Source organism: Streptomyces actuosus (assembly GCF_016921115.1).
GTDB classification, from domain to species: Bacteria; Actinomycetota; Actinomycetes; order Streptomycetales; family Streptomycetaceae; genus Streptomyces; species Streptomyces actuosus_A.
In genome coordinates, this window is sequence record NZ_JAFFZS010000022.1 from 43,505 (window position 1) to 68,854 (window position 25,350).

Here is a 25,350-nt window from a genome sequence, read left to right on the forward strand (position 1 = left end):
CCGTGACCACCGGAACCACTCCGGCCGGATCCCCGCCCGGGGTCTGGAGCCACCCCACCCTGCGCGTGCTCCTCGTCGCCGAGACCACCTCCATGCTCGGAACCCAACTCAGCGCCGTCGCCATGCCCTGGCTGGTGCTCCAGCTCACCGGCTCCGCCGGTGACATGGGCCTGGTCATGGCGGCCCAGCTCGCCGCGGTCGCGGTGTTCGGCTTCTTCGGCGCCTCCTGGACCGGCCGGATCGGGCCCCGGCGGATCATGCTCATCGGGGACACCGTCCGCGGCCCGCTCGTGGCGCTGCTCCCCGTCCTGTACTACCTCCACTGCCTGAACACGGCCACCTTCGTGGTCGTCATGTTCGCCATCGGCGCGTTCTACGCGCCGTACCTGGCGAGCCAGCAGGCCATCCTGCCGGGCATCGTCGGCGAGGACGAACGACTCCTCGGCCGGGCCAACGCCGCCCTGCAGAGCGCGACCCGGCTCAGCGTCCTGCTGGGCCCCACGCTCGGCGGCCTCCTCATCGCCCTGTTCGGCGCCCCCACCGTGCTCCTCGTGGACGCGGTGTCGTTCGCCGCCTCGGCGCTGCTGCTGAGCCGGCTCCTGCCGCACACTCCGTCGCGGGGGCCGGTACCCCGCCGCTCCCCGGTGGCCGCGCTGCGCCTTCTGCTGAAGGACCGGCTGCTGAGCAGCTGGTCCACGGGCCTGGCGCTCGGGGAGATGGCCTGGCAGGCACTGTTCGCGCTGTTCCCGGTGATCGCCGTGACCCGCGAGGGCGGTTCGTCCGTCGTGGCCGGCGGGCTGCTGACCGCGTTCGGCGGCGGGGCCCTGACCGGCACCCTCCTGGCCGGACGGCTCATGCGCCGGGTGCCCGCCCGCACCCTCGCCCTCGCCGGGCGGGTGGGGCTCGGCGTCGCGTTCGTCGCGCTCCCGCTGCACCTCGGACTGCCGGGTCTGGTATGCCTGCTGCTCCTCGCCGGCCTGCTCAACGGCGTCTCCTCCGCGCCGGTCGCCACCGTCCGCGTCCTGCGTATCCCCGAGGACCGGCGGCCCGAGGCGCTCACCGTCGCGACGGCCCTGGCGCTCATGGGCGGCACGGTGGGCTGGGTCCTGTCCGGCACGGTCGCCCAGAAGGCCGGGATCACCCCCGCCTTCTGGGGGGTGGCCGCCCTCCAGGCCCTCGCCGCCGTCCTGTTCGTCATCGGCGCCCTGGGCACCCAGGGCGCCGCGGCCGCCCCCGTCTCCGCCCCCGCACACCCGGTGAAGGACTCTCGATGACGCACGACACACAGGAAGACCAGGACCACCTCGTCGCGGTGGTGGGCATGGCCGGCCGGTTCCCCGGTGCTCCGGACGTGGAGCGCTTCTGGGAGAACCTGCTCGCAGCCCGGGAGACGGTCACCGTGCTCCCCGACCGCGCCGACCCCGCCCACCCCGACTTCGTCCCCGCCTACGGCGTCCTGGAAGACGCCGGCGACTTCGACGCGGCCTACTTCGGACTGTCGGCCCACGACGCGCTGATCACCGACCCGCAGCAGCGGCTGCTGCTGGAGTGCGCCCACGAGGCCCTCGAACGGGCCGGGCACGGCGGCGTGGACCGCCCCGTGACCGGCGTGTACGTCGGAGCGGGCGGCAACGGCTACGCGGAAGCCGTCCGCGCCCGCAGCGACGAGATGCCGTTCCTCGACGAATGGCGCCTGCGCCAGGCCACCGCCCCCGACTTCGCCGCCACCCGCATCGCCTACCACCTCGACCTGACCGGTCCCGCGATGACCGTGCAGACCGCCTGCTCCACCTCCCTGGTCGCCGTCCACCTCGCCGTGCAGGCACTGCTGAACGGCGAGTGCGACCTGGCCCTCGCCGGCGGCGCCACCGTCGCGCCCCATGTGCCCGCCATGCGCTACACGCCCGGCGGCATCGTCGCGGCCGACGGCCACTGCCGCGCCTTCGACGCCGACAGCGACGGCACGGTCGCCGCCAGCGCGGTCGGTGTGGTGGTCCTGCGGCCCCTGGCTGACGCCCTCGCGGACGGTGACCACGTCCACGCGGTGATCCGCGGCTCGGCCGTCAACAACGACGGCCGTCACAAGGCGGGCTTCACCGCACCGAGCGTCGTGGGCCAGGCCGAAGTGGTCCGCACCGCCCACGAGGTCGCCGGCATCGACCCCCGCGAGGTCGGCTACGTGGAGGCCCACGGCACGGGCACCGCGCTCGGCGACCCCATCGAGGTGGCCGCGCTCACCCGCGCCTTCGGCTCCGGTGAGGGCCGGCAGGCCCCCTGCCTCATCGGCTCGGTGAAGACCAACATCGGGCACGCCGACGCAGCGGCGGGCGTGACCGGCTTCATCAAGACCGTCCTCAGCGTCGAGCACGGCGTCGTCCCGGCGACCCTCCACTACCGGCGGCCCAACCCGGCCGTCGACTTCACCACCTCCTCCTTCGAGGTCAGCGGCACCACCCGCGCCTGGCCGACGGACGGACATCGGATCGCCGGCGTCAACGCGGTCGGCGTCGGCGGGACCAACGCCCACGTCGTCCTCGAACAGGCCCCGCACCGCGAGGAGTCCGCACCCTCCACCCGCCACCGGTTGCTGCTCGTCTCCGGCAGGACCCCGGCTGCCGCCGAGGCCGCCGCGGACTGCCTGGCCGACCATCTCGCCGCGCACCCGGGGACGCACCTGGGCGACGCGGCCTGGACCCTTCAGGACGGCCGCACGCACCACGCCCACCGCAGGTTCGTGGTGGCGTCCGGCACGCAGGACGCGGTGTCCGCGCTGCGGGGCCGCGCCACCACCTGCGTGGCGGGAGCGCTCTCCGACGCCGAACTGGTCTTCATGTACCCGGGCCAGGGCGGTCAGCACGTCGGCATGGCGGCCGGACTGTACGACGGCGAGCCCGCGTTCCGCCGTTCTCTGGACGAACTGGCCGACGCCGTCACCGGTTCGCTCGGCGTGGACCTGCGCGACGTCCTCTACCCTCGCACGGACGCCGAACGAGCGGGAGCGGCCGAGCGGCTGGCGACCATGGAGGTCGGCCAGCCGGCGGTGTTCGCCGTGCAGTACGCCACCACCCGCCTGCTGGACTCCTGGGGCCTGCGGCCGACTGCCGTCACCGGACACAGCCTCGGCGCGTACGCCGCGGCCTGCGCGGCCGGCGTGTTCGCACCGGCGGACGCCGCCCGGCTGGTCGCCGAACGGGGACGCCTCCTCGGCACCGTGCCCGCCGGCGCGATGGCCGCGGTGCGTCTGCCCGAGGAGGAGGTGCTCGGGCTGCTGCCCGCCGACCTCACCGTCGGCGCGGTCAACGGCCCCGGACAGTGCACCGTCACCGGACCGGCCGCCTCCGTGGCGCGCTTCGTGCAGGTGCTGACCGATCGCGGGTCGGAGGCACGGGTGCTGCGCATCGCCACCGCGGGCCACTCACCCCTGGTCGACCCCGTCACCCGCGTCTTCGCCGAGGCCGTGGAGGCGCTGCCGCGCGAACGGCCGACCCTGCCGGTGCTCTCGGACACCACCGGCGCCTGGGCCGACCAGGAGGCCGTGCGCACCTCGCGGTACTGGGTGCGGCACATGCGTGAACCCGTCCGGTTCGGCGAGGCGCTGGACACCCTGTTCGGCGACCCGGACCGCGTCCTCGTCGACGTGGGCCCGGGCCGGACCCTGGCCACGCTGACCCGCCAGCACGCCGCCTACGACAGCAAGCAGGCCGTGGTACGCCTCGCCCCGCACCCGGCCGAGGAGGCGTCGGAGACGGCGGTGCTGCTGGCGGGCGTCGGCGAGATGTGGGCCCGCGGGGCGCACCCCGACTTCGCCGCCCTCCAGGGCGACGGACCCCGGCGCCGGATCGCGCTGCCGACCTACCCGTTCGAACGCCGCCGCCACCTCGTGCCGCCACCGGTCCCGGCGACGCCCGCCGCGGCGGCGCCCGCGCCCTCGGCGGCAGCCTCGGCCACGACCGCCGAGCCGGCGTCCGCCCTGCCGACGGAGGCCGCCGCACCGCCCGGTGTTCCCGCACCGGAGGGCCCGCCCGTCCTGCAGGCCGTGCTCACGGCCTTCGGACAGGCGCTCGGCTACCCGGACATCGACCCGCGGGACGGCCTGTTCGACCTCGGCGGCGACTCGCTGACCGCCACCAAGCTCGCCGCCTGGGCCGGCTCCACCTTCCGCGTCACCGTCAAGGCCTCGGACGTCCTGCGCTTCCAGACCCCGTCGGCGTTCGCCGCGCTCATCGAGGAGCGCCGGGCCGGCGCTCCCACCCAGGCCAAGGAGAACCCCGCCTCATGACCACGTCCCCTCCCACCCGGCGCAACCCCTGGTTGAACGGCCGTCCCCCCACGACGACCCCCGAGCGTCATCTGTACTGCTTTCCCCACTCCGGCGGGCTCCCCGGTGAGTACGTCAGTTGGGGCCAGTACCTCCCCGGCACCCAGATCTACGGCGTCTGCCTGCCGGGACGCGGCAGCCGGGCCGCCGAACCGCCCCTGACCGACCTGGACGCCGTGGTGCGTGCCGTGCTCGCGGAGACGGAGTTCGTCGCCCCCTACGACCTGTTCGGACACAGCCTCGGCGCGCTCCTCGCCTACGAGGTGACGCGCGAACTGGCCGCCCGCGGAAGGCCGCTGCCCGAACGGCTCGTCGTCTCGGCGTTCCCGGCCCCCCACCTGCCGCGCCACGAGGCTCGGCTGTCCGGCCTGCCGGACGAGGAACTGGTCGCGGTCCTCGACGAGCGCTACGGCGGCATCCCATCCCAGGTGGCCGCCGACCCCGACCTGCTGGCCTTCCTGCTGCCCGCGTTCCGTGCCGACTTCGCCCTGTTGGAGAGCTACCGGCACCGGGAGTCCGGGCCGCTCCCGGTGCCGCTCGTCGTCCTCGGCGGTGAGGCCGACGGCGTCACCCCGGACCAACTCGACGCATGGGACCGGCACGGCGCCGCGACGGTACGACGACACGCCTTCCCCGGCGGTCACTTCTACTTCCGTGACGACCCGGCGGCGGTCGCCGCCGTGCTGGCCGGCTGAATCCGCGCCCCGAGCGCCGCGAGGCCGGGACTTTCGACCGGCCCGACCTCTCCACGCCCCCCTGGTCCCCGTGGCCAGGGGGCGTCGTGGCATGAGGCCGGCGGCCCGTCTCAGGGGCCTGCGTGGGTACGGGGCGTCGGTTCAGAACGGACGGTCGCCCGCGATGGCGACCCGCTCGGCCACGCGGCCGTGGGGCGCGTAGTCGTTGACCGCGTAGTGCTGGGTGGCACGGTTGTCCCAGAACGCGACGTCCCCCGGCTGCCAGCGGAAGCGCACCTGGTACTCCGGCACGTGCGCCTGCTGGAACAGGTACCGCAGCAGTGCGTCGCTCTCCTCACGCTCCATGCCGGTGATCCGGGTGGTGAAGGAGGCGTTGACGAACAGCAGCCGCCGTCCGGTCTCCGGGTGGGTGCGCACCACCGGGTGCTCCACGGGCGGGAAGCGGTCCTGCAGCGGGGCGAGCCGCTCGGGCGGGTAGAAGCGGGCGAAGCCCGGGATGAAGTCGTGCACGGCTGTGGCCCCGTCGATGCGGTCCTTCACCGACTGCGGGAGGTTGTCGTAGGCCGCCGCCATGTCGGCCCACATCGTGTCACCGCCGACCGGAGGCACCTGGCGCAGTTGCAGGACGGCTCCGAGGGCGGGCCGCCGGCGGAAGGTGACGTCGGCGTGCCAGACGTTCTCGAAGGTCGGTGCGGCACCGCCGCCCTTGTCGAATCGGACGACGTCCTCGCTGGACCCGCGCTCCAGCAGCGGGTTGGTCTCCAACTCGCCCCATTGCCGGGCGAATCCGCGCTGCTGCTCCGACGTGAGGTGCTGGTCGCGGAAGAACAGCACCTTCCACTCCAGCAGAGCGCGGTTCACCTCCGCGCGCAGGGCGGGCGGCAGCGACCGGGTCAGGTCGATGCCGCGCACCTCGGCGCCGATCGTGCGCCCCAGCGGGACCAGCCGGAACAGGTCGTACGGCTGTTCCGGCGCCCCTTCGGGCAGCCGGCGCAGGACGCGTACGCCCTCGTACATGCCTCCTTCCGGTACCCGCGCCTCGCGCAGTGCGGTGGGCGGTCCGGCGTTCATGACGCTCATGGATGTTCCTCTCCGTCATGGGTGTCACCGGCGGCTGACGCGGCCGGCAGGGGTATGTGCGCGTGGGATACCGGTGAGCTCCGGGGAGGACAGGTCGCTGACGTGTCCGAGCACAGGGGGCGGACGCCCTGCGGTCGCGTGACGAGACGACAGGCCCGGACGTCATCGATCGGACGGTGGCCGACCGGTCGGCCGGGACACGACAGGGAGTACCGGCAAGGTCCGGGGCGCGGTACGCGGCGGGTACCCGAAGCGGGGCGGGACGGCTACAGGCCGGAGCGCTCGCACCCGGTCCGGTCCGGGACGCGCAGCGGTCCCCTCGTGTCGAACCAGAGCTCGGTCATGCCGGCCATTGTGGAAGTCGCCCCTATGCCGTGTCAAAGGCGGTCTCCCGTCGGCCGTCCGGCTCTGGTGTGCCCCTGCCGGAGTGCCGGAGAGCGCTCCGGTCCGTCGTGCGCCGCGGATCGGTCCAGCAGGCGGGGACTCGGTCTCGGAGGCGGTGTTCACCCGCCCGTCGGCTCGCCCGCCCGGCCGGGCGGGTGCACTCGCGGAGAATCCGGTAGACGCCGGCCGATGCAAGAAATTGCAGTGACAGGCTCCGCAGGAGGCTCATGTGCCCGAAGGAGACGAGGCCGATCGGGACCGCGCCGGTGCTCGACGGGATGATCACCCCAGGGCGGCCGTGAGCCGGCCGGCGACGAACGACGCCACCATACAGCCCTGGCCAAGCTTCAGTTGGGCGCCATGGTGTCCGCGACTGCTCACCACGCACGGCGCACGTCGGGACGATCCGCCCCGCAGACTTCGGCTGTAAAACATCTCTGAAAGTTTCGGAAACACATTTCGCCGAAATGGTTGACGCACGTGCCTACTGGCGGGAGGCTCCTCCGCGAACCCCGACGGGATCCGGAGTTCGACCCCCACATCCGCGCGGGGGCCTGGTGTGCCGCCGACCGGAAACACGGCCGTGCCCCAGTGCCCCCGCGCACCAAGGAGCCGCTCATGAGATCACGTGTTCTCCATGGCATGGTCGCCGCGGTCGTCGCGGCGGCAGGACTGGTCGCCGCGGCGTCGCAGCAGCAGGCCCATGCCGCGCCGCCCGGCGGCAAGGATGTCACCGCAACGCTCTTCCAGTGGAATTGGAGGTCCGTGGCCAAGGCGTGCACCGACCAGCTCGGCCCGGCCGGTTACGGCTACGTCGAAGTCTCTCCCGCGACGGAGAGCGTCCAGGGCGGCCAGTGGTGGACGGCCTACCAGCCGGTCGGCTACAAGCTGCAGAATCGTCTCGGCAACGAAGCCGACTTCGCCGACATGGTCCACACCTGCCACACCGCGGGCGTGAAGGTCGTCGCCGACGCGGTGATCAACCACATGACCGCCGGATCGGGCACCGGCACCGCCGGCACCGGCTACAGCAAGTACAACTACCCCGGCTACTACCAGGACTGGGACTTCCACTCCTGCCGTACGCAGATCGACAACTACGCCGACCGCTCCAACGTCCAGAACTGCGAGCTTCTCGGCCTGGCCGACCTCGACACCGGCAGCGACTATGTCCGCTCCACCATTGCCGGGTACATGAACCACCTCATTTCCCTGGGGGTGGACGGCTTCCGCATCGACGCGGCCAAGCACATCCCCGCCTCGGACCTCGCCGCGATCAAGTCCAAGCTCAGCAATCCGAACATCTACTGGGCTCAGGAGGCCATCTACGGTGCGGGTGAGGCCGTGCAGCCGAGCGAGTACCTCGGCAACGGCGACGTCGACGAGTTCCAGGGCGCCTACGACCTCAAGCGGATCTTCTCCTCCGAGAAGATCTCCTACCTCAGCCAGTGGGGCGAGTCGTGGGGCGCGGGCTACCTGCCCGGTTCCCAGGCCCGCACCTTCGTCGACAACTGGGACACCGAGCGCAACGGCTCCACCCTCAGCTACAAGTGGGGCAACACCTACACCCTCGCCAACGTCTACATGCTGGCCTGGCCCTACGGCTCGCCCAACGTCTACTCCGGCTACGAGTTCTCGGACAACGACGCCGGCCCGCCGAACGGCGGTCAGGTCAACGCCTGCTACAGCGACGGCTGGAAGTGCCAGCACGCCTGGCCGCAGATCTCCAGCATGGTCGGCTTCCGCAACGCCGTCTCCGGGACCGGCGTGACCGACTGGTGGTCCGACGGCAACAACGCCATCGCCTTCGGCCGCGGCACCAAGGGGTATGTGGCCGTCAACCACGAGGGCGGCCCGCTCAGCCGGACCTTCCAGACCTCGCTGCCCGCCGGCACCTACTGCGACGTGCAGCACAGCGGCACCACCTACAACGTCGGGTCCGACGGCAGGTTCTCCGCCACCGTCGGTGCGGGCGACGCCGTGGCCCTCTACGTCGGAGCCCCCTGCGACGGCGGGGGAGGCACCGGCGGTAACAACACGGCGACCGTCTACTACAGCACCGACAAGAATTGGTCCTCGTACTACCTGCACTACTCCCCGAACGGCGGCAACTGGACCACCGTTCCCGGCGTCCGCATGGATTCCGCCTGCACCGGCTGGGTGAGGAAGGCCGTCGACCTCGGTTCGGCCACGGGCCTGGCGGCCACGTTCAACAACGGCAGCGGCACCTGGGACAACAACGGCAGCAGGAACTACGCGCTCGGCACCGGCGACATCACCGTCAAGGGCGGCGTGGTCGGCACCGGCAACCCCTGCGGCACCACCGACCCCGTCTCCACCGGAGCATCGTTCGCCGTGAACGCCGACACCGTGTACGGCCAGAACTTCTACGTCGTGGGCGATGTCGCCGCACTCGGTGGTTGGGACACGTCCAAGGCGCTGCTGATGTCCTCCGCGTCCTACCCCGTCTGGAAGCTCGACGTCGACCTCCCGGCCGGCACCTCCCTCCGGTACAAGTACATCCGCAAGGACGGCGGCGGCACCGTCACCTGGGAATCGGGTGCCAACCGCACGGCAACCGTCCCCTCGAGCGGCAAGGTCACCCTCAACGACACCTGGCGCACCTGACGCCGCCCCTGCCGGCACCACGGCCCGCCGTGTCCCATGGCGCGGCGGGCGCTCGCCCGACCTCGACGGTGTGCGTGCCGGCGGGGAAACGAAGGCCCCTCCCGGCCGACAGGGATCGGTCCCGAGGGGCCGGTCGCGGCTACCGCGGTCTGGAAGCGCGGCAGGGCGTCTGCAGGCCGGGACCGGATCAGCACCGGCCCGGCTGCCGGGCAAGGGCCTGCAGGGGGTGCGAGGCCGGCGGGGGTGCATGCTCACCGGCGTTGAGGCGGCATGCCGCTGTCACGGGCGGATCTCACGTCTCCGTTCGTCGGGCTGCCCCGTCGTGATCATGGCGACGACGAAAGGTCGCGCGGTACTCCCTCGGCCGCCGGCCGGTGTGTCTGACGAAGATGTCACTGAACGCCCCAGGGTCGCGGTACCCGACATCGGCGGCGATGCTCGCGACGGTTCTGTCGGTCGTCTCCAACAGGTGTCCGGCTCGACGCACCCGGGCCGACTGCAGATACGCGAGTGGCGTCCGGCCGGTTTCGTCGCCGAAGCGGCGGAGCATGGTTCTCGTGCTCACGTGGAACTCCTGGGCAAGGCCAGGTAGGTCATAACGAGTACCGAGGTGCTGGTCGAGCCACCTCTTGACGCTGAGCGAGAACTCCTTGCCGGCCGTGGGTACGAGCTCCGAGTCGACGTAGGGAGCCTGCGTGGAACGTGCGTCGTCGACGAGCGCGATGCGCGCGGTGCTGCGGGCGACGCGGGGGCCGTCGTGCTCGCGGATGAACTGCAGCGCGAAGTCGTACATGGCGCTGAAAGCCGCCGTGGTCGTCACCCCTCCGTCGGTCACGACCAGACTCTCCGAGCGGAGTCGCACGTCGGCATACCGGCGGGCGAACCGATCCGCGAACAACCAGGACGTGGTCGCCTCGCGCCCGCCGAGCAGACCGGCTTCAGCCAGGAGGAAGGTGCCCACGCAGATCGATACGACAGCGGTCCCCGAGGCCGCTTGCGATCGGATCGACTCCACTTCCGGTCTCAGGCTTGCGAGTGTCGCGTCGAGATCGAGCGCGGGTGAAAGCTCGAAGCCCGGCACGATCAGGACGTCCACCGGGCGAACCGCCGAGACGTCGACGGCCGAGCCGCCGGACGCGATCACACGCCGCCGGGGCGAGACGACCGACACCTCGTAGGACGGCTGAACCGCCCCTTGCGCCGCGGCAACATGCCTGGCCATCGACAGGAGGTCGGGGACACCGAACACCTCCGAGGCGAAGCAGCCGGGGTAGGCCAGCACGCCGATGCGCAGTGGACTCATGCGGCCCTCCTGTGTCGTGGACGGGTGGCGGTATCACCCGGAACCATGGCGATGCCGCCGATTCTCAGGAGGGTGGCCGCTCACCATCATCTCGGTCATGACCATCATGCGAGGACAGGACGACCCCTTGGACGACTTCCGGCGGAGAGTCGTCAGCGTCGACGGCGTCGACAAGACCGTATACGTCGCCGGGTCGGGACCGGCAGTCATCCTCATGCCCGAGATGCCGGGTATCAGCCCCGACGTCGCCCGGTTCGCGCGTTGGGTGCGCGATGCCGGACTCTCCGTGTACCTGCCTTCTCTCTTCGGTGTCGACGGAGCCTATCCGCTAGCCGAGGCACACGAGACCGTCGTTCGACGCGCGTGCGTCAGTGCCGAGTTCCGAGCTTTCGCCGGTGGAGGCACCAGCCCGGTCGTCACGTGGCTGCGTGGCCTCGCCCGCCTGGCACACGCCGAGCGTGGCGGGCCCGGCGTCGGCGCGGTCGGCCTGTGCTTCACCGGCAACTTCGCCTTGACGATGGCGCTCGAACCCGCTGTCGTCGCACCGGTGGTCAATCATCCGTCGCTTCCGCTGGACGACCCCGGCGGGCTGGAGATGAGCGACGAGGACGCCGCCGCCGTGGCTGAGCGCGTGGCGCGAGACGGTTTGAAGGTGCTGGCCTACCGCTTCGACAGCGACAGGTGGTGCACGGGCCGGCGGTTCGCTGCTTACCGAGCCCTGCTCGGGGACGCATTCGACGGCCGCGTGCTCAAAGGCGAGACCGCGCATACGAACCCCCCGTCCTTCTTCCGTGACGTCGTCGGTTGCGCCCACAGCGTCGTCACGGCCCACCTCGTCGACCAGGACGGTCACCCCACCGTGCAGGCCCGGAACGAGATCATCGCCTTCCTGGCCGAGCGACTCGGGAAGCGGTCGGAATGAGCCCTGGCACTCGCCACCCGGCAATGCGGCGGAGCCCCGCCGCTCCCCGGTGTGAACCGGTCGTCGAGCCGGTCCCGCTCGTGGCCGCCCTAGGCGACTGCGAGTAGCCCAGGTCACCCGGACTCCGACGGCACGGGATGTCGATCATTTGTCCTCGGCCAGGTCGTGGAGCTCGCCGGGCTGCTGCGCCACCGCGGCCGGGCGCCCGCGACTCGGCCTCACTCCTGGAGTTCGCGGGTGGTGGCAGCCGGGAGAGGATCTGCCGCCTGCCGGAGCCGTCCGGGGGCGACGAGGGCCTGTGCACCATGGTGGTGCCGGCCCCTCGACGCCGTTGGTCTGCAGCGCGTCCGGCCCACCGGCATGGTGCCCAGGGCGGGTGACCTCGCCGACGCCGGCCAGGTCACCCGGCGGATCTCTGGATCGGGCGTGTGAGGCCCGCCTTGCAGCGGGGTCGGCCGTGGACCGCGTTCGGGGACGCTCGGTCCGCCACGTGACCAGCTCGGCCGCCGTCTTCCGCGAGCCCCGTGAGGCCGGTCGAAGGGCCGGTCCCCCCGTTCAGGCAGAGGAACGGGTGCTTCCCGCGCGCCGTGCGTCGGATGCCGGTCATGAGAGACCGGCCGACCGCCCTCGCCGGCGGGGCGGGCGGGGCCGCAGCTTCTGCTGCCACCGCCCCCACACGATGGTAACGACTGTTACCATGCTGGCATGGCGAAGACACAGCTGGGTGCACGCGTGGACGAGGACGTGGCGGAACTCGCGAAGAAACGCGCCGCCGACCTGGGACTGAGCATCGGGGACTACCTCGCCCGACTGGTGCAGGACGACGCCAGCGGCCTGCGCGCCCGCGCGGTGGACGCTGCCGCCCGCTTCCTCGCCGAGCATCAGGCGGTCTTCGACGAGGCCGAACAGGCCCAGCCGAAGCCTGGGGGAGCGCGCGCGGCCTGATGGAACTGCACATCGACGTTCCCTGGATCCTGCAGGTCGCCGAGGCCGCCGGAGCCGATGATCCGGCCCCCGACGACTACGGCGTCCCGGTCTCGGCGGTCGCTCGCCACCGGGCCGAGTTGTTCGAGCAGCCCGTCTACGACGGCCCCTACGCCAAAGCCGCCGCCCTCGTGCACACCCTGGGCCGGTGCCGCTGGCTGGAGCGCTCCAACATGGCCGTCGCCGCCGCGTCCGGCGTCATGTACCTCGAAGCCGCCGGGATCACCGTCAAACCCGCTCGCGAGGACGCCGTCGCCCTCAAGGACCTGCTGCTCGACCCCGCCTGCACCGCCGGGAAGATCGCCGCCCTGCTGCGGACCTGGCCCACCGCCACCTGAGAGCCGCAGACCCGGCACGCCGTGTGCGGTGCCGGGGCATCCCCGGCCGCCCTCGGTCAGGTGCGTGGGGCGGCCGGGGTGCCGGATCAGACATGTGCTGTCGTGCGTCGGCCGCGGGCACGGCCGGTTCCGGCGTGGTGCCCGCCTCGGGCTCGGCACTGCGTGACACCTGCTCGTGGTCGACACCGCTGCCACTGCTCCGGAGAAGGGGCCGCGACGAAAGGTGCTCCGATTCGACCTGTCCGAGGAGGCCGTCGACGGCTGATCCTGGAACAGATGCCCTGGCGCGGCTCGAAGCCCTCCCGAACCCTGGCTGACCAGCACGTTCCCGTCCCCGTGAGGAGCACCACCCCGCCGGCCCCGTGGAACCCGGCGCCCACCCGACGCGAGAGCCCGGGCTGTCAGCGTGCCCACTACCGATCCAACAACCGAAACGGCCCGCCGAAAAACCGACGGACCGTCCCGCAAGATCGAGGTTAGGGTGCCGTCTTCGAGCCGACGGACTGGAGACGACTCATGGAGCAGAACGAGGCCCTGCAACTCGCGGTGGCGTTTCTCGCGCACAGCCAGCGCGATGACGAGCCGCCTCTCGCCATCGACGCAGAGCAGGTGTGTGAGAGCAACGGGCTACTGATCGTGCCCTACAACTCTGTGCAGTACCTCGCCTCGCGTGATGTGAGAGAGCAGCTGTTGGACTGCTGGCCCATCCTCGTCGACCTTGAACGCGGAGACGTGCGGTTCGGGACTCTGGAGGAGCGACATCTGTGGAGGCACCCGAACCCCTGACGGCCCCGAAACCACAGTCGCGGGACAGCCCTTTAGTCGGCGAAGTTCGAGACCGCGTAGCAGATCACCAGAACCGGAATGACGTAGGTGTACGAGCTGACCCAGTAGGACCCCCTCGTCAGACCGACATAGCCCCCGTACGCAAGTGTCGCGAGCGCGGCGAGCGTCAGCTTCGCATCCCAGCCCCGCGAAGCTTCGAGGAACAGGATCACCATTCCGGTGATCGCATAGCAGGCGGCGTTGACGTAGCGGCCAATCATTTTCTTCCTCGCGTTGAATTGCTCTGCGACTTGACTCGGGCCGTCGGTCAGTTGTTCGGTTCGGTGCTCGCATGGGGCTGTGGAACTCGCCCCCGGGTCGCTGGGGGCCGCGGCCTGGTGTCCGTCCAGGCCTGACCGTCCCGCCGCGCTGGATCGGGGCACAGGAGCCTTCGACCGGACCGGGGTTGTCGGGGTTGGGCACCGGCTGGGCCTGGTCGTCGGCGTCACCTCGCGGCAGCCGGGGCCCCTCCAGCCCGCCTCTCGGACGCGTCGGTCGTGCGGAGGCGGGCGATCACCGCCGTGGTCCGAGCGGTGATCGCGTGGGCGACCGGTCCTCTGGTGGGGTCATGGGAGGTGAAGAGTCGCCGACTGTGGGAGTTGGGTCGGCATCCGGCCCGCGCTCGCCGATGGAACCGAAGGAGAAGGAGGCGCCGCTGATCCGGCGGTCCAGGCCGCTTTCCGTACGGCCGGCGGCACCATCAACAGCCGGACATTCGTGTTCTGTGCTGCCCTGTTCAGTGTGCCCCGGTCAATGGCCATGCAGCCTCCCTCGAATGTCCCTGCTTGGTGGAGGAAATCATAAAGAACGGCAGTCCGACGATATGGTGATTCTTCGCTCTTTGGCGGCTTACGATCAAAATTGATCAATTGTCGGTAGCTCGTCAATTCCAGCGACGGTGTGGGTTGATCCCCGGGAGCTGGCCGCAGGCCGCTGCCAGGAGCGAACTAACGTGCTCAGGAACCAAGGTGACCGCCCGTCGTCCGGGTCCGCCTGTGGCCGTCGCCGACGGGCCGGTCGAGGCGTTGACCCGCCCGCTCCGAGGGCAGGCCCCTTGGTCACGGTTCGTAGGGAGCATCCTCCGACCCTGCCCGGATGCGGCCGAGGGAGGGAAACCGGCAAGCGCGACGGAGCGTCTCGTCCGCTCGGCCCCGCCCATGTTCCGACAATGAAGGCGTCCGTCACGTCGTCACGTCCGTGCACGAGAACACAGGCCGCCCTGCGAGACGAGGTCGTTACCCGTGACCCTCAAGCCCGCTTCCCCCGCCGACGGCTCCACCCCCGGTTCCCGGGGCGGGCCGACCGATCCGGACGGGCCGACCGGAAAGCTGGCGAACTGGCTGGCCGCCACCACCCTCGACGCCGTACCGGATGCGGTGCGCGAAAGGGCCAAGCATCTGCTGCTGGACGGGATCGCGTGCGCCTTCGTAGGCGCGAAACTGCCGGCCTCCCGGATCGCCGTGGAGGCCCTCGCAGCTCTCGACGGCGCGGGCGACTCCGTGATCATCGGGTGGGGAGGGCTCACCACCGGACCGCTGACCGCGGCGATGCTCAACTCCGGTTTCATCCAGGGCTTCGAGCTGGACGACTACCATCCCCTCGGACCGTTGCACAGCAACGCCGTCGTCCTGCCCGCACTGCTTGCCGCGACCGCGCACCGCCCGGAGACGACAGGCGCGCGGTTCCTGCTCGGCGCGATCCTCGGCTACGAGGTCGGCCCCCGGGTGGGCATGGCACTGCACGGAGCGGACATCATGATCCACGGATGGCACTCCGGCACCGTCTTCGGCCCGCCCGCCGCCGCCGCGGCTGCGGGGACGCTGTACCACCTGGATGCCGTCGGGTTCGAGGATGCCCTTGGCATGGCCTGCACCCAGGCGGGGGGCCTGATGGCCGTCCAGTTCGAGTCCATGGTCAAGCGCATGCATCACGGCTTCGCGGCCCGCAACGGCCTGGTCGCCGCCGTTCTCGCCGCCTCCGGGTACACCGGGATCAAACGGGTCTTCGAGCGGGAGTACGGGGGCTTCCTCACCGTCTTCGGCCAGGGGCAGCACCCCGACCCGTCCTTCATCGCCGGCACGCTGGACGAGATCTGGGAGACGGAACGCATCGCGGTCAAGCCCTACGCGGCCTGCGGGGGCCTGCACGCGGCGATGGACGCCGCGCTGCAACTGCGCGAGGAACTGCGGCTGTCCCCTGACGACATCGAGAACATCGCGGGCATCCGCATCGATCTCGCCCGGGGGATGTACGAGAAGTGCGGCTGGACGCCGAGCCGGCCCCTCGAGCCGATCGGTGCGCAGATGAACGTCGCGTACGCGGTGGCGGTCGTCCTCGTCGACGGGGCCGGATTGTTCGACCAGTTCACCAGGGAACGCGCCGACCGCGAGGACGTGTGGCGGCTGATCGAGCGCACCGAGATCCGTCACGATCCGGTGTACGACGAGGGCGGTCTGGAGCAGCAGTTGACCACGCGGCTACGGCTGACGCTCGGCGACGGGACGGTGCACGAGACCGTGGTGGTCCAGCCGCGTGGTGTCGGCGACAACCGGCTCAGCAACGCGGAGATCGTCGAGAAGTACCGCGCCCTCACCCGACGGTCGATCGAGCGTGCGAGAAGCCAGGCCCTGGAGGAGACCGTTCTCGGCCTCGATACGCTGCCCGCCACCGGCGGACTGACCGCGCTGCTGCAGCCGTCCGTAGGGTCGGGTGCCTGACCGCCGACCATCGCGACGCCCGCCGGGCCCCACGGCTTCCCGGCGTGTGCGCCTGCTGAACACACGCGTCTCAGCGGCTACGCTTCCGATGGGCAGCCGGCGTCGAGCAAGACAGGAGGAGATCGTGAATCGGCCACTGCTGTTCCTCGACGTGGACGGTCCCCTCAACCCCTATGCGGCCAAGCCGGAGAAGCGTCCCGACGGCTACACCACGCTCAGAGTGCCCCGGGACAGCTTCTCCCGAGACGAACACAGGGTCCTCTCGGCCCGGCGCCGACCCCTGCGGGTCTGGCTCAACCCGGAGCACGGGCGCTCCCTGCTCGAACTCGGCTACGACCTGTGCTGGGCCACCACATGGATGGACGAGGCCAACCGGTGGATCGCCCCGGTGCTCGGCCTTCCCGAACTCCCTTTCGTCGACTTCGGTGACGCCCTGATGCAAGAACGCCCCGACGGGGTTCACTGGAAGACCGGCCCCTTGGTGGAGTACGCCAACGGCCGTGCCTTCGCCTGGGTGGACGACGAACAGAGCGATCCGGATCAGGCGTACGTGGCCGTCCGCCACCGTGGGGCAGGGCTTCTGCACCACGTCAACCCGCGTGTCGGTCTGCGCGAGGACGATTTCCACACGCTCGCCGACTTCGCCCGGTCGCGGGAATCCCGACGAGCCACCAACTGAGCATGCCGTCGGCCTCACAGACAGCTCTGTGAGGGAGCGGACCCTGGAGTTGCACGTCCGCGAGGTGCCATTCCGGCCCTGCATGATCTCCTCCGGCAGCGCATCGCCCCGAAGCGTGCGGAGTTGAGTACCCCGGATCTCTCACCGAGGTGGGGTGGTGTGCTCCGAGGAAGGCATGAGAGGCAGACCGGCCGCCAGGCCCGGCAGCAGGACGGGCTCCAGACGAATCCGGTCCTGCCGGTCGAGGTACTCCGTCAGCTTCCGCGGCCGATAGGCGGGGTGCCGGTCGAAGCGCTCCTTTGCGGGCACTGCCAGGAATTCGTTGCCGTCGGGCTCGTGTTCGGCATTCGCGGCCGCTCCGATCGGCCGGTGCAGCGCCTCGGACAGCAGGTATGCGCCCTTGCGGGAGGAGTGCAGCGTGCCCAAGGGATCCGGACGTACCCGGAACTCGGTGCTCACCTCGGGCTTCATCACCTTCGGCCCGGCCGTGCCGAGCACTTCCTCGTCGAACTCCAAGCCGTAGCGGCGGGCCTGAGCGACCATCCACAGCAGCGCGATGTCCGACAGCCCCGTCTGCCCGTAGCCACCGCCGACATCGGAGTGCACACCGGCGAACCACACCTGCTTCAGCACCTGGCCGCGCTCGGCAGAGTGAGGGTGCTGATGCCACAGGGTCGGCACGAACGCCGAGCGTTCCTCATCGACGGCCAGAGCATGGAAGGCCGCACCGACCGCGTCGCCCAGCGCAGGGTTGTGGAACGCCCAGCGGCGGTTGAAGCGGTGTACAGCCGGCTGGAGCCAGGCGGCCTTCGGCACCGGGATTCCGAGGGCACCGACCGTGTCCCACACCCCGATGAACCGGATCTCCGTCTCCCGCGCGTAGGAGCGGCGGAACAGCGTGGCCGCCGCGCCGTTGGGCTGCTCGATCCGGTCCCGGTACAGCGCCCACGCCTCCGGGATCCTGTCGGCGTGGTCCCGGCGCAGAATCCCGCTGTTGTCGATGAGCCCCGCCAGGCTGCGAACGGTGAACGCGCCGCGGCTGAACCCGAAGAGGAACACTTCGTCGTCGGGCTCGTACGTCGCCACGAGGAACCGGTAGGCATCGATGATGTTCCGTGACAGGCCCGCCCCGAACGCCCCGCCGCGCAGTCGCTCCCGCCGATGCGTGCCCACCCCACTGTGGTAGTAGACCCGCTGCTCCTTCCCCGCGGTCGCGCCCGGACGCACCGACAGGGCGACCTTGGCGACGTTGGTCTTGCTCGGCTGGTCGGCGAAGTTCCATGTGCCGTCACAACAGACGACCAGACGCTTGGCCACGACCATCCCTCCTCGCAGAGCTCGGAGCGGCACACAGCACTCCTTACCATGCTGGCACCGTCGTCCCGGCCGCGCCATGCGATCAAGGAGGCGGTCACGAGTGAACGGGCCTCGGCTCCTGATCCTGGACACGCGAGACACCGGATCCCGGGGATCTGAGAACGGACATCCTGTGGTCATGAAGAACTGTCCGCCGCAGTTCAAGGCGGACGCGGAGGCGCTGCACCGGCCGGATACGGGTGGTGCACCGGGAATCGGACGGCACCCACGGCGTCCCCGGGATCACCGCCGGGCTCCGCGAGACGGGGGAGCGTGTCTACCACAAGCGGGTCGCACGCGTGATGCGGAGTATCGGCATGACCCGTGTGCGGCTGCGTCGCAGGCACCGCATCACGAGGCGTAGCGGTTTCCGGTGAACGGGTCGGCACCGAGGCCCATGTCGGCCAGTGCGCCGGTGTACATGTCCCGGGTGGTGAAGTGGTTGAGGCCTGGGTCGTAGTCGCGGAAGCCCATGTCGTAGGTGCCGGACTGGGCGTCCCAGCGCTTGCCGTTGTAGCGGTAGGGGTTGTAGTCCTCCTTGGTGGGGTTCTGGGCGTCGGGTTTGTCGATGCCGGTGAACTCGGAGGTGTCGTCGCTTCCGTAGGCGGTGTAGCCGTACGTGGCCTTGGTGTCACCGCGTTTGTCGGTCAGCGCGTCGACGTCGGTGTGGCCGTTGCAGCTGCCCTCGCCATCCGCGGACACCACATCCAGAGCGCCACCGCCACTGGCGCCTACGGCCGCGCCACCTGCTCCGCCACGCTGCCCACCACGAACAGTGACAAGCACGACCCCGGCCACCCACCGTCGCCGGGAAGGAGCAGCGGGTTTCCGCCGTCGTCGTGAGCGAAGAAGTCCGCCTTCAGTCGCCATGCCTGAAGGTGTTCGTGACCGCTTCCGGACGGAAAGCGGTGAGGGGCCGTCACGGAGTCAGCATGTGCGTGGCGTTCGCCCAGGTGACGGCCCGGACCTCCCGGCCCGTCAGGCCGGCGGCCCGGAACCACTGCTTGCTCAGCTCCAGCCACTGCTTCACCTCCGGCTGGCCTGGCTGGCCGAGGTCGGAGCTGAACACCACCCGGGGGTGGGCGCGTACGACCGGGGCGAGGTGGGTGGCATCGCGGTGTCCGAGCAGCAGGGTCAGCGCGGTGATCTCCACGTACAGGCCCGAGACACCGGACAGATCGGTCAGGTCGCCGGGGGTGAAGCCGGACATGGGGTGCGTGGCATGGGTGAGGAGCAGCCGGGGCACGCCGAGACGTACGGCCTCGTCCACGACGCGCAGGGCCGCCTCCCGGTCGCAGTGCCCGGTCGCCACCACGACGGGAAGGTCACGGGCGGCCCGCAGGACTTCGCACACGTCCCGGCGCAGCCGCCCGTCGGCGTCGAGGACCCGGCCCGTCCGCCACCGGTCGGCGTCGAGCAAGTGGTGGAACCGGGTGCGGCGCAGGGGGGACGGGTGGGCGGGGCCGACCAGGGTGGGCAGGTGGACGACGAGGCGGGCCGGGCTGGCCGGGCCGTGTGCGTAGACGGCCTGCTCCACGGCCCGGGGCCCGATGCCGCCCGCCAGTTCGTTGAGGACGAGCGCGCCCGAGACCGGCAGCCCCTCCTGGCGAGCTTCCCAGGCGCGGGCGGCGGTGGAGGTGAGATGGCTCTTGAGCACCACCCAGCCGCCGATCTCCGCGTACGCGCGGCCCGCGCCCGTCGAGGTGAGGCGGCGGCGGTACAGGTCGGGGCCCGCGTGGTAGTGCACGTCCACCACCACGCGCCCCGTCAGGTCAGCCATGGGCGGGCCGGGAGGCGCCGTCCCAGGGCCGGGCGTACCCGAACCGGCGGCGGGCCTCGTCCAGGCGCAGCCCCGCGGTGACCGCCTCGGCGATGGCGCCCTCGGTCCGTTCCACTCGGTCTGCCCGGTCCGCGACCTCGGCGGCCTGCTCGGCCGGAACCACCAGGGCTCCGTTGTCGTCGGCGACGACGATGTCCCCGGGCCGTACGGTGACGTCACCGATGACGACGTCCTGTCCGGTCGCGGCCAGCTCCACCCGGTTCTTGCCGCTGACCATGGTGACGCCGGTGCTGAACAGCGGATATCCGGCGGCCCGGATCTCGGAGAGGTCCCGGGCCGAGCCGTGCAGGGCGGTGCCCCGGATCCCGCGCCGCTGCGCCAGCCTGGTCAGCAGCGATCCCCAGTTGGTGCAGGTGGTGCTGGCGCCGTTGTCGACCACCATGAAGGAACCTTCGGGTACGTCGTCCAGGTAGTCGGCCGCGTTGCGGAAGCCCTGGGCGGCCGTGTCGACGGGCTGGTACGTCACGGTGAACGCCCGGCCGGCGGCGCGGGCGCCGGGGACGCGCGCGGTGATCCCGGTGAGGACGCCGCCGACACCGAGGCTGTCGAGCGCGTCGGAGACGGAGGCGGTGTCGAGGCGGGCGAGCCGTTCCACCACGTCTTCCTCCGACGTCCGGGTGAGTTCGCCGGCCACGGCCCGCGCCACCTCCCGGGTGCCGCTCGTGCCACCCATGTCGTACGTGACGGTCGTGCGCCGTGCGGCGACCGTGCGCACCGCGGCCCTCAACTCGTCGGCCGGGACGGCGAGGTCCAGGTGGTCGAGCATCTGCGCCACGGCGAGCATCATCGCCATGGGGTTGGCGCGATCCTGTCCGGCCATGCCGGGGGCGCTGCCGTGCACCGGTTCGAAGTAGCTGCCGTGGTCGCCGATGTTGCCGCTGGGCGCGAGCCCCAGGCCGCCCATCACGCCGGCGCCGAGGTCGGAGAGGATGTCGCCGAACATGTTCTCGGCGACCAGCACCCCGAACCGCTCGGGACGGCGCACCAGCCACAGGGCGACCGCGTCCACGTTGAGGATCTCGGTCTCGATGTCGGGATAGTCGCCTGCGATCAGTTCGAGGCGTTCGCGCAGGTGGTTGCTGCTCTGCCGGAGCACGTTGGGCTTGTCGGCCAGGGTGAGCCGGGTGTACCCGCGGGAGCGGGCGTGGGCGAATCCGTGGCGCAGCAGCCGGTCCATCCCGAACTCGGTCTGCAGGCGCAGGGTGACGGAGGTCGCGTGCGGGCCGGACGCCCGGGCGTTGGGGTGGTCGCCGACCACGTCCCACAGGGCGTCGCCCACACCGTTGATGTCGAACCCCGCGTACAGGCCCTCGGTGTTCTCGCGGATCACGGTGAAGTCGAAGCGCCGGTCGGCCAGATCGACGACCGGGCGGATGTTGGCGTACAGGCCGAGCCGCTGGCGCAGCTGGATGACGGGGGAGACGAAGGTGCGGCCGGTGCCGCGCAGGTCGGCGGGGAGTTCGGTCTCGGCCTCGCGCAGCGGCTTGCTGGTGATCGCGCCGAGCAGGCAGGTGTCGGTCTCCTCCAGGAGCTTCCAGGTGCGCTGCGGGACCGGGTCGCCCTCCTGGCGCCAGCACTCCCAGCCGATCTCACCGAAGCGGAGGTCGAGGGGGAGACCGAGTCCGTCCACGACGTCGAGGGCCGCGGTGGTGACCTCCGGTCCGATGCCGTCGCCGGGAAGGACAGCGATGCTCTTCATCGAGTTTCTCCTTCGTGGATACCCCCGGCGTCAGCCGGGGGAGGAAACGAAAATCCTGCGGAGCAGGGCAGGCAAAGCCGGTTCGCCGCCGGGACGGTCCTGCGTCCACCTCCAACGACCCGCAGGGCGTCACAAATTGATTCGGTGGTACGTGAGTCCGTGAAGACCACCCATGTGAAGCGGGCGTTCAAGTACCGCTTCCATGCGACTGATGCGTCTGTGGAACTGGTGCGGGACCTCAACGGAGCACTCCGGGCGGGCGGTCGGCGGTGAAGCAGAAACCCCTGCGGCGCGAGCCGTAGGACTCCCCCCTCCTGAAGGAGGGGGGAGGAAGTCAAGTGAGTCTCTTCTCCTGCAGGAAGTTTCCGACGAGGGCGGACACCTGCGCGGTGCGTTCGAAGTGGGGGCGCATGCCGGCCCGCTGGATGACGGCCACCCGGTGGTGCGGTGCGGCCGCGGTGTGGCGGTCGGTGACGAGCTGGGAGTGGCTTCCGACGATCTGCAGCAGCGGCCCGCGGTGGGCCCGTACCGTGTCCGTGACGTCGACACCGCACAGCATCCGCATCCCGGCGGCGAGTCGGCGCCCGGCGCTCGGGTCGTGCGGTGCCGGGGTGCCGCCCTCGGCAGCGGGGCGGTGGCCGTGTGGTTGGACGCGCTGGTCGAGCAGCGCCAGCGCCTGGCCGGACCGGCCGCCCGCGGCCAGCTCGGCGATCTCCGTGAGTCTGGTCTCCAGGAGGGCGTCCGTGCGGGCCGGTCCGGAGACCAGCAGCACGGCGGTGTCGTGGGGCACGTCGGGCAGCAGCGCCTGGGCCACCGCGCCGCCGAGCGCGTTTCCGCAGAGCAGGTCCACCGGGCCCCACCGCGTGAGGAGGGCGCGCCAGCGGGCGGCGAGGGAGTCCAGCGAGTCGATCTCCTCGTCCCACAGGGACAGCGTGTCGACCACGGTCACCCGCAGGCCCGCGCCGACCAGGACCCGGGTGACGGGGGCGAAGAACGCTCCACCGTCCCAGCGGGGGATGACCGGGGCGAGGACCAGGGCGTGCCGGGAAGCGGCGGCGGACCGTACGTGTGCCGGGCCGGCGGCGGCCCCGGGTGCGAAGACCGCCGCCGGCGCGGTGGGTCCGGTGCGGGTCAACGGACGCCTGCGAGGGTGCGCGCGGTGGCGATGCCTTCGCGGTGACTGCCGCCCAGAAGCTCCTTGCGGTGCTCGACCGGCAGGTCGTAGCGGCCCAGGACCAGGTCGTGGAGCGGCAGGGACGGAGTGCCCTCGGGGATGGTGGCGAGGAGAAGGTCGGCCAGCTCCAGAGCAGCCTCCAGGTGGAGCCCGGCCGCGGACCCGGCGTCGGTGCGGTCCAGGTGCGCCAGCCACTGCTCGGCGATCAGGTTGCCCGGCCCCTTGCCCATGCCCTGGATCGAGGAGTCGATCCATGTCGCTCCTGCGGCGACCGCGCTGATCGCGTTGGCCAGGGCGAGCCCGAGGTTGTTGTGGGCGTGCAGGCCGACCGGGCCGCCAGTGACCGACTTGGTCAGGGTGGTCAGGTCGGTGGTGTCCACGGGGGAGAGACTGCCGTTGGAGTCGGCCAGGTAGACGAACTCGGCGCCCGCGTCGGTGGCGGCGGTGGCCACGTCCACGATGCCGCGGCCCGGCCACTGGCTGATCCGGGCGAAGTTCACACCGACCGTGAAGCCGATGTCCTTGGCCTGGCGTATGTATTCGAGCCCGCGCTCGTAGCCCTGGGACGGCAGGATGATACGGACCAGACGTGCACCCGCGGCGTACATGGCGGGCAGGTCGTGCGCTGTGATGTTCTTCGGGTGCAGGATCATCGCGGTCTTGTGGGCGCCGATCTCCTGCGCCACGGCGGCGATGAACTCGTCGTCGCCGCGGCCGGTGAGCCCCAGGTCGGGGATCGGCAGGAGCGAGCCCTTGCGGTAGGCGATCTCGACCCAGTCGAAACCCGCCTCGACGCTGAGCCTGGCGTGCTTCAGCGCGTACTCCGGAGGGAAGTGGAAGCCGTTGCGGTACCCGCCGTCGCGGAGGGTGACGTCGATGTTGACGATGCTCATGGTTCCTCCAGGTGAGTTCGGGTTCAGGCGGACTGCTGGGCGGCGGCGTGGTGGGCGGCGAGCCGGCCGAAGATCAGCGAGCGCAGCACGGAGGTCGCCGGCGGGTAGGCGTGGTAGAAGAGGCCCGTGGCCTCGCCCGCCGCGTACAGGCCGGGGATGGCGGTGCCGGACGGGGTGACGACCCGGCCGTCGAAATCGGTGCGGACACCGCCGTAGGTGAAGCAGATGGCGGCGGTGAGCGGGACGCCGATGAACGGCGCGGTGTCCAGCGGCACGGCCCAGTTGGACTTCTCGGGCACGATGCCCACGGTGGCCTTGCCGTCCAGACGGGTCGGGTCGAACTCGCCGGGGCCGACGGCCGTGTTGAACTCGGCGACGGTCTTCTCCAGACCCTCGGCGTCGATGCCGAGTTTGCCGGCCAGCTCCTCCAGGGTGTCGGCCTGCTCCGGGTCCACGTCACTGAGCAGCGCGTTCCGGATGCCGGGGACGGCGAGCGTCTTGGCGTCGGCGATCCAGTAGGCCTCCTGGTCCTGGTTCTTCCAGATCTCGTAGCCGACGTGCTCGAAGGTGTTGTCCCAGGTGTCGCGCCCCTCGTCGAAGAAGCGTTCCATCCTGCCGTTGACGAAGATGCCGGTGCTGAAGCCGTACAGCACGGCGTCGGCCTTGCGGGTGCGGCGGTCGACGGGCTCTGCGTGGATGCCGTCGAACTGGCCCGCGGTGTCGGCGCCCAGTTCGAGGGCCATGCGTAGCGCGTCACCGCGGTTGTTGGCGATACCGGGGGCGATCAGCGGCAGGTCGCAGGCCTTGTCGCCGACGTAGCGGGTGAGCATCTCGGCGTTGCCCTCGAAGCCGCCGCAGGCCAGGACGACGGCGTGGCCGGAGAGCCGTTGGGTACGGCCGTCCGCGGTGCGGACCAGCACGCCGTCCACGGAGCCGTCGTCGGAGGTCGTCAGGCGCAGCGCTTCCGTCTCGTACCGGATGTCGACGCGCGGATCGCTGTCCAGGGCGGCACCCAGGTGCTCCACGATGGAGGCGCCGCCGCCGCGGGGGCTGGCCGGAGGCGACATGGAAGGGGTGCCGCCGTCGAAGGTGTGCGGCAGCGGGAACTCCTCGAAGGCGATCTCGACGCCGTGCTTCTCGACGAAGGCCAGGGTCTGCGGGGTCTCGCGCTCGACGGTGCGGCAGTAGTCGATGTCGGCGAGGCCGGCGGAGACCCGGCCGACGTGCTCGGCCCAGTCGGTGTCCAGCCGCCGGTCCCGGTCGATCCGCAGGAACGCGCCGGTCCAGCGGGTGGCGCCGCCGCGCTCGTCCTCGCGGGACCGCTCGAGTACGGCGATCCGGGCAGGAATCCGCCGGGTCTCGGTCGCCTCGGCGAAGGACAGGGCTGCCGACAGGCCGGCCGCGCCGCATCCGATCACGATGAGGTCGTACTGTGGCGGAGTGTTCGAGCCTGACATGAGTTCTCCTTGGAAAGGGCCAGGAAGGGATCGGAAGGGGCCGGAACGGAGGGGTGCC

Annotated in this window: 20 protein-coding genes and 1 pseudogene; 11 read left to right on the forward strand and 10 right to left on the reverse strand. The window is 71.1% G+C overall.

What is annotated here, in order from left to right:
- The first annotated feature begins 2 nt into the window (after positions 1-2).
- Genes JS756_RS24030 through JS756_RS24040 form a run of 3 tightly spaced genes read left to right on the forward strand, consistent with a single transcriptional unit; the run spans position 3 to position 5,013 of the window.
- Positions 3-1,274 carry an MFS transporter gene (locus JS756_RS24030; RefSeq protein WP_307790986.1) on the forward strand — a complete coding sequence of 424 codons (1,272 nt, stop codon included), beginning with the start codon at positions 3-5 and terminating at the stop codon, positions 1,272-1,274.
- Positions 1,271-4,279, forward strand: a complete 3,009-nt coding sequence (locus JS756_RS24035; protein ID WP_205385258.1) for a type I polyketide synthase — start codon at positions 1,271-1,273, stop codon at positions 4,277-4,279. The genes JS756_RS24030 and JS756_RS24035 overlap by 4 nt, the downstream gene beginning before the upstream one ends.
- Positions 4,276-5,013 carry a thioesterase II family protein gene (locus tag JS756_RS24040; protein ID WP_205385259.1) on the forward strand — a complete coding sequence of 246 codons (738 nt, stop codon included), beginning with the start codon at positions 4,276-4,278 and terminating at the stop codon, positions 5,011-5,013. Before JS756_RS24035 ends, JS756_RS24040 begins: the two co-directional genes overlap by 4 nt.
- Before the next feature lie 141 nt (positions 5,014-5,154).
- Here JS756_RS24040 and JS756_RS24045 read toward each other — a convergent pair whose 3' ends face one another.
- A complete protein-coding gene (locus JS756_RS24045; protein ID WP_205385260.1) occupies positions 5,155-6,093 on the reverse strand; it encodes a TauD/TfdA dioxygenase family protein in 939 nt (312 codons plus the stop codon).
- Between the two features lie 1,002 nt (positions 6,094-7,095).
- Here JS756_RS24045 and JS756_RS24050 point away from each other — a divergent pair.
- Positions 7,096-9,105, forward strand: coding sequence for a carbohydrate binding domain-containing protein (locus JS756_RS24050; RefSeq protein ID WP_205385261.1), 2,010 nt, complete (start codon positions 7,096-7,098; stop codon positions 9,103-9,105).
- A gap of 292 nt (positions 9,106-9,397) precedes the next feature.
- Here the strand turns inward: JS756_RS24050 and JS756_RS24055 are convergent, their stop codons facing one another.
- Positions 9,398-10,408: a GlxA family transcriptional regulator gene (locus tag JS756_RS24055; RefSeq protein ID WP_205385262.1), complete on the reverse strand. Its 1,011-nt coding sequence runs from the start codon at positions 10,406-10,408 to the stop codon at positions 9,398-9,400.
- A gap of 127 nt (positions 10,409-10,535) precedes the next feature.
- Between JS756_RS24055 and JS756_RS24060 the strand changes: the two genes are divergently transcribed.
- The 4 genes from JS756_RS24060 to JS756_RS24075 all read left to right on the forward strand — a co-directional run bounded on the left by JS756_RS24060 (position 10,536) and on the right by JS756_RS24075 (position 13,438).
- On the forward strand, positions 10,536-11,330 hold the full coding sequence (locus tag JS756_RS24060) for a dienelactone hydrolase family protein (RefSeq protein ID WP_205385263.1): 795 nt from the start codon (positions 10,536-10,538) through the stop codon (positions 11,328-11,330).
- Positions 11,331-12,035: 705 nt separating this feature from the next.
- Entirely contained in the window at positions 12,036-12,275 is a 240-nt protein-coding gene (locus JS756_RS24065; RefSeq protein ID WP_205385264.1) for a hypothetical protein, read from the forward strand.
- Positions 12,275-12,652 carry a fic family toxin-antitoxin system, toxin component gene (locus JS756_RS24070; RefSeq protein ID WP_205385265.1) on the forward strand — a complete coding sequence of 126 codons (378 nt, stop codon included), beginning with the start codon at positions 12,275-12,277 and terminating at the stop codon, positions 12,650-12,652. The genes JS756_RS24065 and JS756_RS24070 overlap by 1 nt, the downstream gene beginning before the upstream one ends.
- A 516-nt stretch (positions 12,653-13,168) precedes the next feature.
- A complete protein-coding gene (locus tag JS756_RS24075) occupies positions 13,169-13,438 on the forward strand; it encodes a YrhB domain-containing protein (protein ID WP_205385266.1) in 270 nt (89 codons plus the stop codon).
- Between the two features lie 32 nt (positions 13,439-13,470).
- Here the strand turns inward: JS756_RS24075 and JS756_RS24080 are convergent, their stop codons facing one another.
- Positions 13,471-13,698: a hypothetical protein gene (locus JS756_RS24080; protein WP_205385267.1), complete on the reverse strand. Its 228-nt coding sequence runs from the start codon at positions 13,696-13,698 to the stop codon at positions 13,471-13,473.
- 1,020 nt (positions 13,699-14,718) lie between these two features.
- Here JS756_RS24080 and JS756_RS24085 point away from each other — a divergent pair.
- Positions 14,719-16,194: an MmgE/PrpD family protein gene (locus JS756_RS24085; protein ID WP_205385268.1), complete on the forward strand. Its 1,476-nt coding sequence runs from the start codon at positions 14,719-14,721 to the stop codon at positions 16,192-16,194.
- Positions 16,195-16,318: 124 nt separating this feature from the next.
- Positions 16,319-16,873 carry a hypothetical protein gene (locus JS756_RS24090; RefSeq protein ID WP_205385269.1) on the forward strand — a complete coding sequence of 185 codons (555 nt, stop codon included), beginning with the start codon at positions 16,319-16,321 and terminating at the stop codon, positions 16,871-16,873.
- Between the two features lie 141 nt (positions 16,874-17,014).
- Here JS756_RS24090 and JS756_RS24095 read toward each other — a convergent pair whose 3' ends face one another.
- Positions 17,015-18,190: a T6SS phospholipase effector Tle1-like catalytic domain-containing protein gene (locus tag JS756_RS24095; protein ID WP_205385270.1), complete on the reverse strand. Its 1,176-nt coding sequence runs from the start codon at positions 18,188-18,190 to the stop codon at positions 17,015-17,017.
- A 242-nt stretch (positions 18,191-18,432) separates the two neighbouring features.
- On the opposite strand from JS756_RS24095, the gene JS756_RS24100 reads away from it, so the two are divergent.
- Positions 18,433-18,606: an IS3 family transposase gene (locus tag JS756_RS24100; protein WP_205385271.1), complete on the forward strand. Its 174-nt coding sequence runs from the start codon at positions 18,433-18,435 to the stop codon at positions 18,604-18,606.
- On the opposite strand, the pseudogene JS756_RS24105 reads toward JS756_RS24100, so the two are convergent.
- The 6 genes and pseudogenes from JS756_RS24105 to JS756_RS24130 all read right to left on the reverse strand — a co-directional run.
- Positions 18,587-18,904 (reverse strand): annotated as a pseudogene (locus JS756_RS24105) (RHS repeat-associated core domain-containing protein); the annotation flags it as partial. The gene JS756_RS24100 and the pseudogene JS756_RS24105 sit on opposite strands and share 20 nt — an antisense overlap.
- 244 nt (positions 18,905-19,148) lie before the next feature.
- Complete coding sequence (locus JS756_RS24110; RefSeq protein WP_205385273.1) at positions 19,149-20,009, reverse strand: DUF6282 family protein; 861 nt, start codon at positions 20,007-20,009, stop codon at positions 19,149-19,151.
- Positions 20,002-21,768: an isocitrate/isopropylmalate family dehydrogenase gene (locus JS756_RS24115; protein WP_205385274.1), complete on the reverse strand. Its 1,767-nt coding sequence runs from the start codon at positions 21,766-21,768 to the stop codon at positions 20,002-20,004. Before JS756_RS24115 ends, JS756_RS24110 begins: the two co-directional genes overlap by 8 nt.
- Positions 21,769-22,102: 334 nt before the next feature.
- Complete coding sequence (locus tag JS756_RS24120; RefSeq protein ID WP_205385275.1) at positions 22,103-22,903, reverse strand: alpha/beta fold hydrolase; 801 nt, start codon at positions 22,901-22,903, stop codon at positions 22,103-22,105.
- Positions 22,900-23,835 (reverse strand): hydroxymethylglutaryl-CoA lyase-like TIM-barrel protein, encoded by a 936-nt coding sequence (locus tag JS756_RS24125; protein ID WP_205385276.1) that lies wholly within the window; start codon positions 23,833-23,835, stop codon positions 22,900-22,902. Before JS756_RS24125 ends, JS756_RS24120 begins: the two co-directional genes overlap by 4 nt.
- Positions 23,836-23,858: 23 nt before the next feature.
- Positions 23,859-25,292, reverse strand: coding sequence for an FAD-binding protein (locus JS756_RS24130; RefSeq protein ID WP_205385277.1), 1,434 nt, complete (start codon positions 25,290-25,292; stop codon positions 23,859-23,861).
- Positions 25,293-25,350 lie beyond the last annotated feature (58 nt).